Origin of the sequence: Rhodococcus sp. D-46, assembly GCF_011290655.1 — a bacterium.
GTDB classification, from domain to species: Bacteria; Actinomycetota; Actinomycetes; order Mycobacteriales; family Mycobacteriaceae; genus Rhodococcus_F; species Rhodococcus_F qingshengii.
This window is the reverse complement of the sequence record NZ_JAANTF010000003.1, coordinates 390,502-409,019: the sequence shown is the minus strand read 5'-3', so window position 1 is coordinate 409,019 and position 18,518 is coordinate 390,502. Positions and strand designations below refer to the sequence as shown.

The 18,518-nt window shown below is 63.2% G+C and carries 3 protein-coding genes; all 3 read right to left on the bottom strand.

Going from position 1 to position 18,518, the window contains the following annotated elements; translation table 11 throughout:
- Positions 1-39: 39 nt before the first annotated feature.
- The 3 genes from G9U53_RS09880 to G9U53_RS09870 all read right to left on the bottom strand — a co-directional run bounded on the left by G9U53_RS09880 (position 40) and on the right by G9U53_RS09870 (position 18,476).
- Positions 40-288 (bottom strand): MbtH family protein, encoded by a 249-nt coding sequence (locus tag G9U53_RS09880; protein WP_003945538.1) that lies wholly within the window; start codon positions 286-288, stop codon positions 40-42.
- Positions 285-1,631 (bottom strand): SidA/IucD/PvdA family monooxygenase, encoded by a 1,347-nt coding sequence (locus G9U53_RS09875; RefSeq protein WP_007734359.1) that lies wholly within the window; start codon positions 1,629-1,631, stop codon positions 285-287. Before G9U53_RS09875 ends, G9U53_RS09880 begins: the two co-directional genes overlap by 4 nt.
- 150 nt (positions 1,632-1,781) lie before the next feature.
- Positions 1,782-18,476 carry a non-ribosomal peptide synthetase gene (locus tag G9U53_RS09870; RefSeq protein WP_242692484.1) on the bottom strand — a complete coding sequence of 5,565 codons (16,695 nt, stop codon included), beginning with the start codon at positions 18,474-18,476 and terminating at the stop codon, positions 1,782-1,784.
- Between the last annotated feature and the right edge of the window lie 42 nt (positions 18,477-18,518).

Sequence of the window (18,518 nt, the reverse complement as noted above, 5' to 3'; positions counted from 1 at the left end):
TCTTTTCTGTTCACTCGGGGGTTCCGAGCGGTGAGAGAATCAGCTCTCGACTGCGTGCTTTCCACCGGCAGCCTGATCGGCTTCCATGGCCTCGCGCAGGCTCTTCGGACGCATGTCGGTCCAGTTGGCCTCGACGTATTCGAGGCACGCCTTGCGGCTGTCTTCACCGAACACCACTCGCCAGCCGGCGGGGACCTCGGAAAACGTGGGCCACAGCGAGTGCTGGTCCTCGTCGTTCACCAGCACGTAGAAGCGGCCGTCTTCGTCATCGAAAGGGTTAGTGCTCATCTCGCCTCACTCGTTACGTACGTGTCTTGTGCGCCCAGACTAGCAAGCGCACCAGTTCGGTTCTGGTGGCTCAGCACCGACGCCAGAATCTCCCCCGCCCGCACTGCCACGTTCGACAGCAGCGACGACGTCAATCCGTGAGTCTGTTCTGTCCCACCCTGCAGATAGATACCGCCTGTCACGTCCTCCGTTACAGCCAGTCGATAATCCCGACTGACGTTACGCGGAACGGACGAATCCGGCACGAGTTCACCCAACAAATCGTCCAGAGGTGCCGGGGTGAAACCCGTGGCCAGAATGAGTGCGTCGCACGCCAGCGTGTCGGTCAAGCCGTCGAGATTGCTACGGACAGCCAGTTCGATGCCGGATTCGGTCTCCACGGCACTCGTGATCTCCGAGGCCCGACGCATGAACAGTCGCCGCGGCCCACGAACCATCTCCTGATATTCGGTGGCATACAGCTTGTTGATCAGTTCGATGTCGACGACCGAGTAATTGGTACTGCGGTGCAGATCGAGCAGTCGGCGTCGTTCCGCGGCGTCTGCACCGTGCAGCTGATCGACGGCTTCGGGATCGAAGATGCGGTTCGCGTACGGGCTGTCGTCTGCCGGGCTGTAGCCGTAACGGGCAAAAACACTGTGAACTTCGGCGTTCGGGTAGTTCGCGTGCAGGTAGTCCACGATCTCCGCGGCACTCTGGCCGGCGCCGAGAACGACGAACCGGTTGTGTACGGGCTCCGGCATTGCTTCGAGATGGAAGAGGAACTGGTGATTGTGGAAGCACCGCGACGAAGGCGTCGCCCACTCCGGGATCCGCTCTTTCAGTCCGGCTCCGACAACGATGTTGCGCGCGATCACCGTTTCACCGTCGGCGGTGCGAACCGCAAAGCGATCGACAACGCCGTCGGAGTTCTTGATGCCCTCGACCCCGTCGACGGTTGTACCGAACTGCACGTCCGCGTCGACTCGTCGAGCTGCCCAGCACAGGTAGTCGTTGAATTCGTGGCGCGTGGGGAAGAAGGTCTGGTGGTTGACGAAGTCGACCAGTCGACCCTGCTCGAACAGATACGAGAAGAAGCTGTATCCGCTCTGTGGATTCCGGAACGTCACCAGATCCTTCGGAAACGCGATCTGCATGGTGGCACCGTCGAGCAGCATCCCGGGATGCCACGCGAACTGAGACTGCTTTTCGAAGAACCGCGCGTTCACCCGATCAACGGCCGCACAATTTGCATTGTGTTCTTCGACAGCAATGGCCAACGCGAGGTTGGCCGGACCGAACCCGACGCCGACGATGTCGACAATGGCAGGTTCGGCGCTGGAGTCTCTTGGTGATTCACTCATTACAGGTAGTCCATCCCCGACGGAACGACCTGGTACGGCCGCCAATCGATGTCCCGAAGTAAGTAGCAAAGGCTACCCTTAATGAGGTGAGGGTATCAACACTGTGAGCCCCCGTATAGCGGTCGACCCCACGGAGCGATGCGACGTATGTCATAGTTTCGCCCCCTCGCTCGCGTCATCCCCTTCGGCGGCGACTGCAGCCTCGATCACGTCGACCAACTGACCTGCCCATACGCGGACTGCACCCGCATCGACGCGGTCGGCACGGAACCCGAGAGTTGCAAAGACAGGCCCATCGCCTACCGGCTCGTAAAAACTCAACGTCACATCCGCATCGGGCACTCCCACCGGAATCGGTACGAGAGAACCGAAGTCGCCGAGCCCGTCCAAATCCGCCTGCTGGTGATGGATCACCATCACCTGAGGTCTCATGGACGCCGGATTACCCAGCGCCTGCTCGACATACACATATGAGACGTCCTGATTGCTCAGCGCTTCCAGATTGTTTTCCCGGATGCGAGCCAGCAATTCTGCAAACGTCGGACTACCGGACGTATCCGTGCGCAGGAGAACAACATTGAAGAACGATCCGATCATCGGTTCGAGACGGGGATCCGACCTGCCCGCAACCAATGAACCGATGGGAAGATCAGTACCCGCGCCGGCCTTCGTGAGAACGCTGGCCAGTGCGGCCTGCAGGACCATGAACATACTCGTGCCGGTGCGCGCAGCCAGGGCGTCGATTCCGGCGTGCAGACCCGCGTCGATGTCGACGGCGATCACGTCACCTCGAGGCTCCGAGTCACCTTCCGGCAACGGAAGATTCACACTGGTCGGTATTCCGTCGAGCGCATCCCGCCAATATGTAAGTTGCTTCGACGCACGGCTGTCGACGTCTCGGGGGTCTCCCAACAGCTCGTCCGACCACACGGTGTAATCGGCGTACGTCAATGCAAGCTCGTCCCAAACCGGTTGATCTCCCTGCGACCGGGCTGCATAAGCAGAGACCAGATCTCCCAGCAGCGGCACTACTGACCACTCGTCGACGGCGATGTAGTGCATGACGAGAAGCAGTGTCCTAGAGCCGTCTTCACCGAGCACCAGATGAACCCGCAACGGTGATTGCTCACGCAGATCCATCGGAAGTTGAGCCAGTTCGAACACCACTCGACCCACATCGCCGGCGCCGACATCGACCACATCGACAGTCGGACGCACCGATTCTCTTGCCACGACGATGCCGTCGACCTCGACGAAGGTGGTCCGCAGGGGTTCGTGCCGCGAAGTCACATCGTCCAAGGCGTGCCCGAGAACCTCCGGATCGATCTTCGATTTCAGGGTCAGCGCCAGAGCGTGGCTTGCTTGCGGTTGCGCGCCGGACGCGCGGAACAACTCCCATTGACGACGTTGCGGCGCAGACAGACCCATCGTCTCGGGACGTTTCACCGCCGGCGCCAGGATCGGACGCCCACCTTCCGAACGCGCGACGACGGCCGCCAACTCCGCAACACTCGGCGCGTCGAATACGTCTCGAATACTGACGTCCACGCCGAACGCTTCACGAATGCGACCGACCAGTTTCATCGAAGCCATCGAATGGCCGCCGAGTTCGAAGAAACTGTCGTGGACTCCGACACTCGGGAGTTGCAGGATTTCCGCGAACGCAGCCGCAACCGTGGACTCCACTGCCGTGCGAGGAGCAACATCACCCGCCAGCTCCGACCAGTCCGGAGTGGGCAACGACTTGCGGTCGAGCTTTCCGTTGGGCGTCAACGGCAGCGGACCGTCAAGGGCGACAACCATGGTCGGAACCATGTAGTCGGGCAACGACACTGTCGCGAGGTTCCGCACTGCCGTCGTGTCGACGACGACACCGGGTTCCGGTGACACGTAACCGACCAGGCGCGTGATTTCGCCCTGCCGATCCGCGACGACCGTTGCCTGCTTCACCGAAGGATGGGCACTGAGAGCTCCGATGATTTCGCCCAACTCGATTCGGAAACCGCGGATCTTGACCTGATCGTCGACGCGGCCGAGGAAGTCGATGTTCCCGTCAGCGCGCCACCGCGCGCGGTCCCCGGTGCGATACATGCGATCGCCCGCGGTGAAGGGATCGGCGATGAATCTCTGTGCCGTCAGATCGAATCGGCCCAGATAGCCTCTCGCCAGGCCGCGTCCCGCGATGTACAGCTCGCCGGATACTCCCGGCGGAACCGGACGGAGTTGATCGTCGAGCACGTACGCCTGTTCGTTGGGGTCAGGGATTCCGATGGGCACGGGACCGTTCCAACCGGGTTCCGCCTGCCACAGTGTGTTGTTCACCGTGGCTTCGGTGAGTCCGTACGCGGCAAGCAAATTCAGCCGCTCCGCCCATCGCCCGATCAGCTCCGGTGGCACCGTCTCGGTTCCGACCAACACGGTGCAGCCCTGCGGCACTTCACATCCTGCCGGCAGAGCGGCCAGCAACGAGGGAGGGATGATCGCGTGGGTGACACGATTGCTCGTCATGAAATCGGTCAGCGCCGGACCGGCAACTCGTGCATTCTGCGGCACGATCACCAGGGTGCTGCTCGTGCACAGTGCCATCGCCAGCTCGAATACCGCGACGTCGAAGCCGACCGAAGCGAACTGCATCACCACCGAACCCGGTACCAGTCGCATCCGAACCTCAGCTGTGGCAACAAGACTCGGAATACCGTCATGGGAGAGGACGGCTCCCTTCGGCTTGCCGGTCGATCCCGAGGTGTAGATGACATAGGCAGCGTGGCTGACGCCAACTGGTGGCCGGGGAGTTTCGACGATCACTGCCTCGTCCAGTTCCGCACGGATCAGCGGATCGTCCAGGAGAATTCGCTCGACGCCGACCACATCCTCGATCCGCGAGCTTTCCTCCGCAGTGGACAGAAGTACCGAGGCGCGGGAATCGGTGAGCATGTATGTGATGCGCTCGCTCGGGTGACTCAAATCCAGGGGTAGATACGCGGCCCCCAGCTTGAGCACGGCGAGGACCGACGCGACCATTTCCACCGAGCGCGGGACGGCAAGCCCCACCACGTCTTCGACCGACACTCCGCGGCGATACAGCACGCCGGCGATCCGATCACACTGCTCGGAGAGTTCGCGGTACGTGGCCTGCCCCGCCTCGTCGCGCACCGCAATCGCCTCGGGCGTAGCAACGACTCCACGCGCGAAAGCGTCGTAGAACGTCTCTTCCGGCACGTCGACGGCGGTGTCGTTGAACGAGGTGACAACCTGTTCGAGTTCGCCTGGCAAGAAGATGTCGATATCACCGATCTCGATGTCGGCCGATTCCACGACGGCCGCGATCACCGATTCCAATCGGTTCGAAATTCGCTGTGCCGTTTCGCGATCGAAGAGGTCGCTGCCGTACTCGAGCCGGACGTCGATGCAGCCTTCGTCGCCGAGGTACTCGGTGAAGTTGAACACCAGATCGAACTTGGCCGTGTACTCCTCGAGTTCGAACGAATCGCCGCCCGTCTCCTCCCGGCTGTGATAGCCGACCATGACCTGGAACAGCGGATTACGTGCCAAAGTACGCGACGGATTGAGGCGCTCCACCACCGTTTCGAAGGGAACGTCAGCGTTGGCGAAGGCCTCGAGATCTCCCTCGCGAACGCGATCCACCAACTCCCGGAACGTCGGATTACCTGACGTATCCGTGCGCAGCACAATCGTATTGACGAAGAAGCCGACCAGTTCGTCGAGTCCCTGCTCACTACGTCCGGCGACGGGAGCGCCGAGGGGAAGGTCCTCACCCGCTCCGAGCGCAGTCAGCAACGCCGCCGACGCCGCGTGCAGAACCATGAACATCGAACTCCGGCTCTCGCGCGCCAGATCTCGCAGTGCAGCAGTTGTCTCCACGCCCAACCGTGTCACCACTGCACCACCGGAGAAACTCGGTCTGGCCGGTCGACTCCGGTCGGCGGGAAGCAGCAGTTCTTCGGGGGCTCCGTCCAAACTCTTCGCCCAGAAGTCCAACTGCGTGCTCAGGATGCTCGACGGATCGTCAGGGCTGCCCAACAATTCCCGTTGCCACAGAGTGTAATCCGCGTACTGAACCGGAAGCGGTTCGAAAATTGGATCTTCGCCCTGGATCCGAGAGGAGTAGGCCGACATCAGATCGCGCAGGAATGGCCGATCGGACCATTCGTCCGTAGTGATGTGATGCAGGACGATCACGACCACTACGGCACCGTCCACCTCGTCGCCGTCCACCCGGATCAGACGTGCGCGGATCGGAATCTCGTCAGACAGGTCGAACGGACGACCCACTGCCACGGCAATTTCACCGGCGACACCGGATTCGTCTCGATGAACTGTCTCGACCGGAATCGTCGCCGATTCGAGAATTATCTGCTCCGGCGATCCGTCCACCAACCGGAACACCGTACGCAGGGATTCGTGTCGTTCCACGACGTCGCCGAGCGCCGCGGCGAAGACGTCCGCGTCCAGTGCGCCGTCCAAACGGAGCACGATCGGGAAATTGTAGGCCGCGGAGTTCTCCTCCATCTGTCCGATCAGCCACAATCGCTGTTGAGCGGCAGAAAGAGGAAGGTGGTCCGGCCGCGGCTTCGCTACCAGCACCGGTCGCGTCGATCCCTGCTCGGCCACAATACGTTCCGCAAGTTCCGCCACCGTCGGCGCTTCGAAGAGATCACGCATGGTCAGACTGTTCGGAATGGCGATCCGAGCTCGACTGATCAGCTTGGTGGCCAGAAGCGAGTGCCCACCGAGGTCGAAGAAGTTGTCGTCGACCCCGATATCGCCCACATCGAGTACGTCGGAGAAGAGGTCGCAGAGGACCTCTTCCGTGTGGTTACGCGGTGCGATCGACTCCCCACTCCGCTCCCCCAGCACCGAATCAGCGGTGGGCAGTGCCTTGACGTCGAGCTTGCCGTTGACGGTCATCGGTAGCGTCTCCACCTCGATCACCACGGCCGGAACCATGTAGTCGGGTAGGAGAACTCGCGCCTGCGCGCGGTAGTCGTGCCCGGCGCCGAGTCGCACGGGCGTCACGTAGCCGACGAGCCTCTTGACTCCACCTGCCCCGACGTCGACCACCACTGCCGCTTGCCGCACATGTTCGTCGGATTCGAGAACGGAGACGATTTCGCTCGGCTCGATGCGGTGACCTCTGATCTTCACCTGATCGTCGGTGCGGCCGAGGAAGTCCAGGTTGCCGTCACCGCGTCGCCGCACGAGATCCCCGGTGCGGTACATACGTTCTCCGGTCCCAGCCGGATCTGCGACGAAGCGCTCGGACGTGAGCGCGAAGCGTCCGAGGTAGCCGCGAGCCAAACCGGCTCCGGCAATGTACAGTTCGCCGGCAACTCCATCGGGGACCGGACGCAGCCAGCCGTCGAGAATATGCGCGGCGGTGTTCCAGATCGGTTTGCCGACGGTCGGGGTGTCACTGTCGAACGTTCCGCCACCGAGCGTGTTGATCGTGTATTCTGTCGGACCGTAGAGGTTGTACCCCACGGTTCCCTCGGTGTCGCGCAGCCTGTTCCACACCGAATCCGGAACGGCTTCACCGCCGAGCAGGACCAACGGCGGGCGGTGGTGTCCCACACCGTCGTCGAGAAGCCCGCTGTCGATCAGGTGCGTCGCGTAGGTCGGTGTCACGTTGACGACGTCGATGTCCAGTGCGTCGCAGTATGCAACGAGTGCCTCGGCATCACGACGCAGATCCTCGTCGCAAATGTGCACCTCGTGGCCTTCCACGAGCCACAGAAGTTCCTCCCACGACATGTCGAAGGCGAAGGACACGGTGTGCGCGATCCGCAGGCGCCGGCCCGCCGCGGCGATCACTGGTTCGAAAATCGCCTCGCGGTGGTTGAACTGCATGTTCGTCAAGCCACGGTAACCGGTGACCACGCCCTTGGGCTTGCCGGTCGAACCGGAGGTGTAGATGACGTACGCGGGGTGGTCGAGTCGATGCGGTGCCCCCGGAGCGAATGCTCCGAGTTCCGACGCGGAGAGCGCCCGCGCCGAGATCGTCAGTCTCCTTGCTGCTGTATCGGGTTCGTCGATCACGATAGTGCGGACGTCCGCACCTTCGAACCTCGGTGAGGCCGAAACGGTTGTCAGCAACACGACAGGATCCGCGTCGTCGATCATCACGGCCAACCGTTCGGCCGGATGGTCGAGTTCGAGGGGTAGGTAGGCAGCACCCGTGCGCAATACCGCGAAGAGCGCGACGACCATGTCCACAGAACGTGGTAGGCCAAGAGCGACAATCTTTTCCGGGCCGGCGCCGCAATTGATCAGCAACCGCGCCATCCGGTTGATCTCGCCGTCGAGATCGGCGTAGGTCATCCGGCGCTTCCCGAACACGAGTGCCGTGTCGTTCGGTTGCGCCGACGCGACTTCTTCGAACAGGTCGGCAATGGTGCGCTCCGGCAACTCCCGGATCTGCGTCTGCTGCGCTACTGCGGGAACCGGAGACGCAACAACCGATCCCGTCATGTCCTGCGACCAACTCTGCAGCAGGTCGACGAAGTGACCCAGTAGGTCCTCGGCCCGGCGCGCGGTCACCAGATGCGGATGGAACTCGAACTTGACGTTGACGGTGGCACCCGGTGTGACCACGACGGTCAGCGGATAGTGCGTGTGATCGATACTGTCGCTTCCACTCACGTCGTGAGCGGCGTTGAGCGCGTGGACTTGCTTCTCGTCCACGAAGTTCTGCAGGACCATCAGCACGTCGAAGAGTTGACGATGCTCGGAAACACGCTGGATCGATGCCAAACCGAGGTAGTCGAACGGCATCAGCGAAAGTCGATCCGCCTGTGTCCGACGAAGAAGTTCCTCGACGCTCTCGTTCGGATCCAGTTGCAGCCGAACGGGAACGGTGTTGAGGAACATGCCCACCACGGTGTCGATTCCCGGTACCTCCGGCGGCCGTCCGGCAACCGTGGAGCCGAAGACGACGTCCTGTCGACCGGTGGCCGACGCCAACACGAGGGCCAGCGCTGCATTCAGTACCGTGTTGAACGTGACGCCGGACGCGGCAGCGCGCTCACGCAACACACGCGAAAGCGTTTCCGACAGAACCGCATCGCGGCGATCCGGAAGCTGAACTTCGACGCCGGGCATCGGCTCGGCAACAAGCGTCGGCTCCTCGAGTCCTGCGAGCGCTCCGCGCCACCCCTCGTCGGCGGCTGCACCGTCGCGATCGGCCAACCAGGCGAGGTATGTCTCGAACGACCCCTCGGGTTCGCCGAATGCGCTGTCGTCGCCGCCGGTATCGTAAAGCGCCAGAAGCTGACTGACGACAAGGCCGTTGGACCAGCCGTCCCACAGCAGGAACTGCCTGTTGATCACCAGACGATCCTGGCCGCCGGGCAGATGCAGCACACTCATACGCCACAGCGGCGGCGCGGTCAGGTCGAATGGCGTCACTCGGTCTTGGGCGGCGACGGCCTCGGCACGCTCACGAGCAACCGAGTCGTCGAGTTCACGGAGATCGTGGACGACGACCGGAACATCGAGTCCAGCGCTGAAGAACTGCACCGGCTCGTTCAGCCCTTCGCTCACGAAACCCGCTCGCAACGTGGGATTTCGTCGTTGAAGTGTCCGGGCGGCCGCAGCCAACCTGTCGACATCGAGGGTGTGCCCGAAGTCCATCGAGAACTGTGCCGTGTAGATGTCCCCACCACTGCTGCTGTCGCTGCTGCCCGCGTAGCCGGCTTGGAAGTACAGGCCTTCCTGCAACGGTGAGAGTGGGAGGATGCTGCTGACACCTGCCGGACTCGCATCGGCTATCGCGTCGATCTCGGTCTGACTCAGGTCGAGCAACGTCACATCGGACGGGGTCAGAATGGGAGGCCCGGCGTGACGCGCGGCCGCAGCCGCCAGATCGCCGAGGGCCGAAACCCAGCCGTCGGAGAGTGACTGCGCGTCCTCCTCGGACAAATCTTCACTTGCCCAGGCAAACTCGGCGCGGAGCCCCGAATCCACGCTGACGACATTCACGATCAGTCGGTACGGGCCTCCCATGTCTGCGTCGGGATCGGTGGACAAGGCTTCGGATTCCGCTGCCAAGGACCATGCTGTCGATCCAGCTGTCGTCGTACGTCCGAGATAGTTGAACAGGATCTGAGATTCGGAGCGCCCCGCCAATGTCGATGCCGTGCGGGCATTCACGTATCGCAGCATCCCGTAGCCGATACCGCCGTCCGGAGCCGCCCGCAGGCTCTCCTTCACCTCGCGTAGCGTGTCCACCGGGTCGATTCCGCCGTGCAGTCGCATCGGGGCAATCGTGGTGAACCAGCCGACTGTTCGCGACAGATCGATGCCCGCCACCAACTCCTCCCGGCCGTGCCTTTCCAGATCGACCAGCAATTCGTGCTCACTGCGGCCGGTGGAGCGGCGCCAGCGATCGACGGACATCGTCAGCGCTGCCAACAGAACATCCGTTCCCTCGGCACCCACCATTGCCGCAACCGATCCAAGTGCTGCCTCGGAGATTGCTCCGTCCACCGTGACCGTGCGCCTCGAGCCTCCGGATACGACGGCATCGCCCGCGGCGTCGGGGATCAACTGCGCGCCCGGAGCGGTCACGGTCAGCCAGTGATCGAGTTCGGCGAATCGATGAGCACTGTATGCGTGTTCGGCCACCGTACGGGAGAAGGTACGGAGCGAAGTTCCGACGGCATCCAGTGCGGCGGGCTCTCCGGCTTCGACTGCCACCCAGGCCATCGCGAGATCCTCGAGCACGGTTCCCCAGGAAACCCCGTCCACGACCAGGTGGTGCGCGACTATCGCGAGTCTGCCCAGACTCTCAGCGCCGCAATCGAACCAGACCACCGAGACCATCCGCCCTGCAGACGGATCCAATCGACTGGTCGCAGTGTCAGAGTGCTCAGTGACGAGTCTTCGCAACTCGGAGTCATCCAGTCCCCGAGCATCAACGCGTTCGACCAGGTTCGCTGCCCGGACACTACCGGGTTCCTCGATCCGCGCCGACCACATCCCGCGGTCATGTCGGATCAAGGTTTGGCGAAGTCCGTCGTGGTGATCGAGCACGGCCTGCAATGCGCCGGTGATCGAACCGAGAGATGTTGCCGGAGAGTGGATCAGAACTGCCTGGTTGAAGCGGTCGGTACCACCCGTCCATTCGGACAAGCGGTGAACCACCGGCAGCGGAACCAGCTCACCCACGCCGATGTCGGCCGTGACGGTGGCATCCGAGGTGGCGACATCACCCACCGCTGCAGCGATCGCAGCGGGAGTGCGCAATTCGAAGATCTGACGCGGGGTCAGCACTACCGAATCACGACGAGCCAGGTTGACCAGTCGGATCGCCAGGATACTGTCGCCGCCGAGAGTGAAGAAATCGTCGCGCACCCCGACACGGGGCAGTCCGAGAACCGTCGCGAAATGCCCGGCGAGGAGGTCTGCAACGCCCGAGGAAACCACTCCCGTCAAGTCGCCCACCTGTGCCGCAAAATCCGGTGCAGGTAGTGCTTTTCGGTCGAGCTTGCCACTCGGGCTCAGCGGCAGCGACTCGAGCCGCACGAAGGCACTTGGCACCATGAACTCCGGTAGCACTGACAACAACTGAGCTCGAACCGCAACATCATCAGCATCTCCGACCAGGTAGGCGACCACCTGCGCGCGGTTGCTCGGACCGTCGGTTCGGACGATCACGGCACTTGCCGTGACTCCGGGGCACAGCGCCAATTGCGCGTCGATTTCGCCGAGTTCGATTCGGAATCCACGAACCTTCACCTGCTCGTCGGCACGGCCGAGGTACTCGAGAACGCCGTCGGCATTCCACCGCACGATGTCACCGGTCCGGTACATCCGCGAGCCGCCGTCGCTGTACGGATTCGCCACGAATCGTTCGGAGGTCAATCCCCCACGTCCGTGGTAACCACGTGCCAGTTGTGGCCCTGCCAGATAGAGCTCACCGGTGGCACCGGCCGGGACGTTCTGCAGGTAGGGATCGAGAACCAACAGGCCGGTGTTGGCGGCAGGTGCGCCGATCGGGACGCTGACGGCGTCTGCCGGAGTTTCCTGCACCGACGGCTGCCAACTGACGTCGACGGCGGCCTCGGTGGGGCCGTAGAGGTTGTCCACCAGAGTATTCGGCAGGATCTCGGAGACCTTGCGTGCAACGTGAACGGGCAGTGCCTCACCGCTGCAGTTGACGATCTCGAGCGAAGAGCACAGTGCTGCTTTCGGCTCCGCGAGAAACACGTCGAGCATCGACGGAACAAAATGCACTCGGGTCACGGAATGTTCGACGATGACGTCGGCCAGATAGCCAGGGTCCTTGTGCCCGTCCGGCTCGGCCATCACGAGAGTTGCCCCCACCAGGAACGGCCAGAAGAATTCGGGAATGGAGACGTCGAAGCTCGACGGGGTCTTCTGCAGCATCCGGTCGGAGACGTCCATCGGACGTATCTGCTGTGCCCAGAGCAATCGGTTGACCACACCCTCGTGGTTGACCACAACGCCTTTGGGGCGACCGGTCGAACCCGAAGTGTAGATCATGTACGCGGCATCCGCGGGCGATCCTGGCACACTCAGCGGATCGGCGGGGAACTGCGCCGACTCCGATACCGTCACCCGCGGAACCGAACCCGAATCGAGTGAAGAGTCTTCCGACACCACGACGCACACAGGATCGGCGTCACCCAGCATGTACGTCAGCCGCTCCGCCGGGTAGCCGGTGTCGAGGGGAACGTATGCTCCCCCGGCCTTTCCGATGCCGAGTATCGCGACCATCAGATCAAGAGAGCGAGGCAAGGCAACCGCTACCAACGATTCGCGTCCGACGCCACGTTCGCGCAGCAGATGCGCAAAACGATCAGCACGAGAGTGAAGTTCGGCGTAGGTCAACGACTCTTCACGGAAGATCACTGCGGTGGCTTCGGGCGTACGCCCGGCTTGATCCTTCAGCAGCTCGGTCAGCGTTGCGCGCGGCCGATCCAAGGCCGTGCCGACGCTCCCCGGCTGTGCGGGTGCCAGCGCGATCCGGCCGATGACCTGATCGAGATCGCGCGAGAGCTCGGTGAGTACGACTGCGAGAGTTTCGGCCAGCGACGCAGCGGCATCGCCGTCCACCTGAGCAGCGTCGTACTTGAGCTCCAACGCCAATCGATCGCCGGGGACGACGATCAGGGTCAACGGGTAGGCCGGTCGCTCGTCGAATCGAATTCCCGTCAGTCGCACCGAGTTCGTCGGATCAGCGATTGCCGTGTCACCGAGTGGATAGTTCTCGAACACGACGAGTGATTCGAAGTCCTGCTCCAGTCCGCCGGTCCGTCGCAGTTCGGGTAACCCCAGGTACTGATGGTCGAGTAGTTCCGATTGTTCCCTCTGCCAACGGGAAAGCGCTTGCGCGGCTGTCTCTGCCGGATCGAACCGCAACCGAGCCGGCACGGTGTTGATGAACAAGCCCACCATGGACTCGATGCCGGGCAGGTCTCCACCGCGTCCCGATACGGTCGATCCGAACAGCACGTCTGTTCGGCCGGTCATTCGGCCGAGCACCAGCCCCCAGGCGCCGTGCACGAGCGTACTCAGCGTCAGGCCATGGGAGCGTCCGTTGATCGCCAGTGCGCGAGTATCACTGTCGGACAGCTCGACTCGGGTGGCACAGACGCCGCTGCTGCCCGCGCTAGGCGCGGGAAGTTCGACCGCGGGCCCGGGAGAGTTCAGCGCTTCTCTCCACACCGCTGCCGAGGCCTCGTGATCGTGGCCGGCCAACCATTCGAGATAGCTGCGGTACGGCGCCGGAGTCGGGAGCACCACGCCGGAGTCGCCAACGCTGTACGACGCCATCAGCTCCCGCAGCATCACCGGAACCGACCATCCGTCTGCGACCGCATGGTGAATCGACTGCAGCAGAAGGTACTTCTCCGAAGAGGCACGGACAAGCGTGTAACGGACGAGCGGCGGTTGCGCCAGGTCGAACCCGCGCGCGCGGTCGGCGGAAAGCAGTTCATCGACATCGGCGCCGGCCACCTCGACTACCGCCATCTCCACGACAGCGCTCGGGTGCACCACCTGCACGACCCGGCCGTCACCCAGGACCGAGAATCCGGTGCGCAGCGCCTCATGCCGATCGACGACGGATTGCAGCGCGCGGCGCAACGCCGCACTGTCCACGGCTCCGGTCAGTTCCACAACCTGTTGCACGACATACTGATCGGCCCCCGGATCGGCAAACGCCGAATGGAAGTAGATCCCTTCCTGCAGCGGAGTGAGTGGGAGAATCTCTTCAGCCTTCGGTAACCCGTCCACGTCTGCCTGAGCGAGCGCCACCAGAGGGTAGTCCGAGGGTGTGGCTCCGCCGAAGGCTGCGAGCCCGGACACGGCCTCGAGCGAGTCCAGCCACAACCGCGCAAACCTGTCGATGTCGCTACGCAGGAAGATGTTCGACGCCCAGGTCAGGGTGGCTCGCAGTCGTGGTCCACCGGCGGCATCCTCGGCTACGACGTCGACAGACAACGCGTGTCCCAGCGGCATGGACGGATCGGCAGCACCGTCCATCGACACCGGGAACCAGTCCCCCTCCGCTGCGGCAGTACGTCCCAGGTAGTTGAGCACCACCTCCGGCGCTGCGACGCTACCCAACTGATCCGAGCTGCCCAGGTATCGCAATGCTCCGTACCCGAAGCCGGCGTTGGGGACGCGTCGAAGTTGCTCCTTGACGCTCTTGAGAACCCCCGCCAACTCGCCGCTCGCTTCGAGATCCGGAGCGGCTGTACCGATCTCGAGCGCCACCGGGAACACTGTGGTGAACCATCCGACGGTACGAGTCAGGTCGACGTGCGCAGCGCCGTCACCGCGAACGATGTCCTCGTCGCGTCCGTGCCCCTCCAGGTCGATCGTCACCGATCCGGCACCGCTCCAACGGGTCAGCGCCACGGCAAGTGCGGTGACCAGCACTTCGCTCACATCGGCTCCGAACGCCCGTGGGACACTGCCCAACAGCTGATCTGCAAGTTCTGGAGGTAGGGTGATCGACCGCGCTGCAGCGGTGCGCGCGAGGTCAACTGCCGGGTCGAGTGCCCGACGGCCGAGAGATGCCCGTTGTGCGGACGTCACCGAGTCCCAGAACTCGATTTCCGAGTCCAGTCGCCCGGCTCCGACCGCATCCGAGACGAGTTCGGCGTACCTTCGCACCGACGTGCCGACCGGAGCGAGTGCGGGTTCGTCGCCATTCATCGCTGCGATGCCGGCGCGCGCGAGGTCCTCGAGGATGATGCGCCACGAGACGCCGTCGACCACCGCGTGGTGGATGACAAGCAACAGCCGTCCGGGACCGGTCACAGGGCGGAACAGAACAGCGCTGACCGTCGTGCCGTCGGCCGGATTCAGTCGGCCGACAGCTCGCTCGGTCTCGGCGACGATCAGCGGTCCGCATTCTTCGAGCGGTGCCGGTAGTGCACGGGTCTCGAAGACCACAGCCACTTCGTTTGTCTCCGGGACGAGCAGTCTTCCTTCGGGCGTCAACGTCGCACGAAGTGCATCGTGGCGCGCCACCAGGGCGTCGAGCGCCGCCTGGACATGCTCGGACGTCAAGGCTGACGGCGTCTGAATCAGCGCTCGCTGGTGGAAGGTTCGTACTGCGTCCGACACTCCGAGAACCCTGGCGGCAATCGGCGTCGTGGCTACGTGGCCGATCGGTTGGTCCGCGTGGTCGACGATCTCAGCCACTCGGGAGGACTGGGCACGCGCCATAGCCTCGGCGGTGCGCAGTTGGAACACCTCGCGAGGACTGATCGACAAACCGGCAGCACGAGCCGCGGTCACGAGTGAGATCGCGACGATGCTGTCGCCGCCCAGTGCAAAGAAGTCGTCGGTAACGCCGACCGAATCGAGGCCGACTGCCGACGCGATCAACGTGCAGAACTGTTGTTCGACTTCGTTTCTCGCAGCGACATGTGCACTCAGTTCGGCGAGATCGGGCTCGGGTAGCGCGCGACGGTCGAGTTTGCCGTTTGCCGTGAGCGGAAACTTGCCGAGGACGGTGACGGTGGTCGGGACCATGTAGTCGGGCAGCTTGCTCGCAGCCCACTCGCGAAGCTCACGTGAGTCGATCGCGAGGTTCGTCCCCGACGCTGCGCTCACGTAGGCGGCGAGATACTTTGCACCGGTTGGTGCTTGGCGCACCAGAACTGCCACGTGACGCACTGCGGGGTGCGAAATCACGGCGGCTTCGACATCCTCGAGTTCCAGGCGCATGCCGCGGATCTTCACCTGATTGTCCGTGCGTCCGAGGAAGTCGAGGGTGCCGTCGTCGGTCCATCTGGCCAAGTCACCGGTGCGATACATGCGGGATCCGGCCAGATCACCTGAGACGAAGGGATCCGCGACAAAACGAGATGCGGTCAGTGCCGAAGCACCCACGTATCCGCGTCCCAGCAGGAAGCCCGCGGCGTAGAGTTCGCCGCCGGTGCCGATCGGAACCGGCTGCAGGTCGCCGTCCAACACGTAGAGGCGAGTGTTGGGGTTCGGGCGACCGATGGATGTGGCGATTCGTTCCGCGTCCTCGCGGTAGATCACATGGGAGACACCGATGGTCGCTTCGGCCGGGCCGTAGCCGTGATACAGCGTCGTGGACAGTTGGGCACGGAACCGGTCGAAGAGTTCAGGCGTGAGAACCTCACCGCCGCACCACACGTGCTTCAACGAATCGAGCTGATCGGTCTCGTTCGCCAGGTCCAGCAGTATGTCGAGCATGGACGAGACCAGGTAGACGAAGGTGACCGATTCTCCGGCGATCAGGTCGAGCAGGTATTGCGGGTCGCGTTCCCCCTCGGGCTTCGCGATCACCAATCGACCGCCGGAGACGAGCGGGAGCAGGATCTCGTTGATCGAGATATCGAACGAGAGTGGGGCTTTGAACAAGGAGGCATCGCCGGACCCGAACCCGAGAATCCGCTCCCGTTGCCACAGCAACCTTGCGCAGATTGCCTCGTGGCGGATCATGGCGCCCTTCGGACGTCCGGTCGAACCGGACGTGAAGATGACGTATGCGAGTTGGGCACCGTGAATACGAATGTCGGAGGTCATTGTCTCGGACAGGTCCGAGGGCCCGTCCTCGTACGCCCACGCGGAGAGATCGACCGGAACGGAGTCGTCTACACCGTCCGAGGTGAGCACCAGTGTGGCACCGGCATCGGTGAGTACCGATTCGCGGCGCTCTGCGGGCCATGACGGATCCAGCGGAACGAAGGCACCGCCGGCGCACATGACGGCCAACAACCCCACCACCATCTCGGCGGATCTCGGAAGGCCGATCGCCACAACGGTTTCGGTCGCGACACCGCGAGAGATCAAGTGCGCGGCGAGCTGTGATACCCGACTTTCGAGTTCGCCGTAGGTCAGCCGGATATCGCCGTCGACCACGGCGACGGCGCCCCGATCGGCAGAGAAGCTGCTGCGCAACAAATCCGGCACCGTCGTCACGGGCTGCGGCTCTGCGGTGTCGTTCCACCCGTGGAGCACGAGTTCTCTCTCCGCGAGCGACATGGGGTCGAGTGCCGAGATCGGAAGCTGCGGCTCGGCTACGAATCGATCGAGGAACTGTTCGATTCTGGCGGTGTGATCGGCCAACTCCCTGTCGAATCCGGCCGGGGCGCGGACGTCGATCTCGATCGGCTCCCCGTCCTGACCACCGCGCACACTCAGATCCAGGTCACTGACTCGACCGGTTACCGAATTACGCACGCGCACCGGGCATCCGCCGAAGGTGAGTGTGTGTTCGAACATCATCGAGTTGATGCCGGGACCGAAGACCTGACGGTCGGGATCGATCGCCCGAATGTCGCGAGCGAGATCCTCTCCCCGGTAGCGCCCGTGCTTGAGAATCGAGACCAGGGCGGTGTCGAGACGAGTTGCCAACTGGCCGATGGTTTCCGAGCGTTCTACCCGAATATTCAGCGGCAAAATCGTCGACGCCATCGAAGGAGTGCGACGCATGTTGCGCCCCACCCGAGCGGCCATCGGTACCGAGACGACAACGTCGTGCTTTCCGGTGGTTCGTGCGATGTACGCGATCAGCGCGGCCATGGGCAGGCGAGTTCGTCGAATCCCGGCGTCGGCCGCATAGCGGTAGAGCTGTGCCGCGCGATCAGCGTCGAGCGTGAGTATCGCCGAGATCGGCGGCAGCGAATCATCCACCTGCCCATGCAGAATCCGCGTCGCTTCCGGTCCCGATTCAACGCGTTCGACCCAGTACTGACGGTCGGTCTGGAATCGCGGAGAGTTCCGGTAATCCAGATCGGCTGCAACCACGGCGTCGAGTGACCACTGCGGCGCGGCAGTCCCGAGATTCGGATCGTCGTATCGCTCGGCGACGTCGGCGACGATGAGCGAGATGCCGTACCCGTCGACCACGCTGTGGTGATAGCGCTGATACCAGATGACTCGGTCGTCAGCGGTCAGCAGAAGCACCTGGCGGAACAGCAGATCGTCCGGACCGAAGACCCGAGCCATGTCGGTGTCCATCCACGACTGCGCAGTCGAATCGGGATCCGCCTCGGCCCGAAGGTCGAGAATTTCCACGTCCCAGCGCGCATCCGGAATCGGCACCTGGATCAGCTGGTTGTCGGCATCGACCTCGAAGTGCACGAACAGCGCTTCGACGCGTCCGACGCTGGCCTCGATCGCCGCTGCCGCGCGCTCGACGTCGATCGTGCCGTCGACCTCGACGACAAGTCCGATGTTGTAGACCGGACTGCTCGGATCGACGTTCTGAGCAACCCACACCTCACGCTGAGCGGCCGTCGCCGGGAGCGCTGCGTCCAGATCGGCACCGCCCGATACCGCCGGGTGAGCTACCTGAGAGTGGTCAGACATCAAGAATCCGATCATCGTCGTTCATGCTCATCGAACGACGAA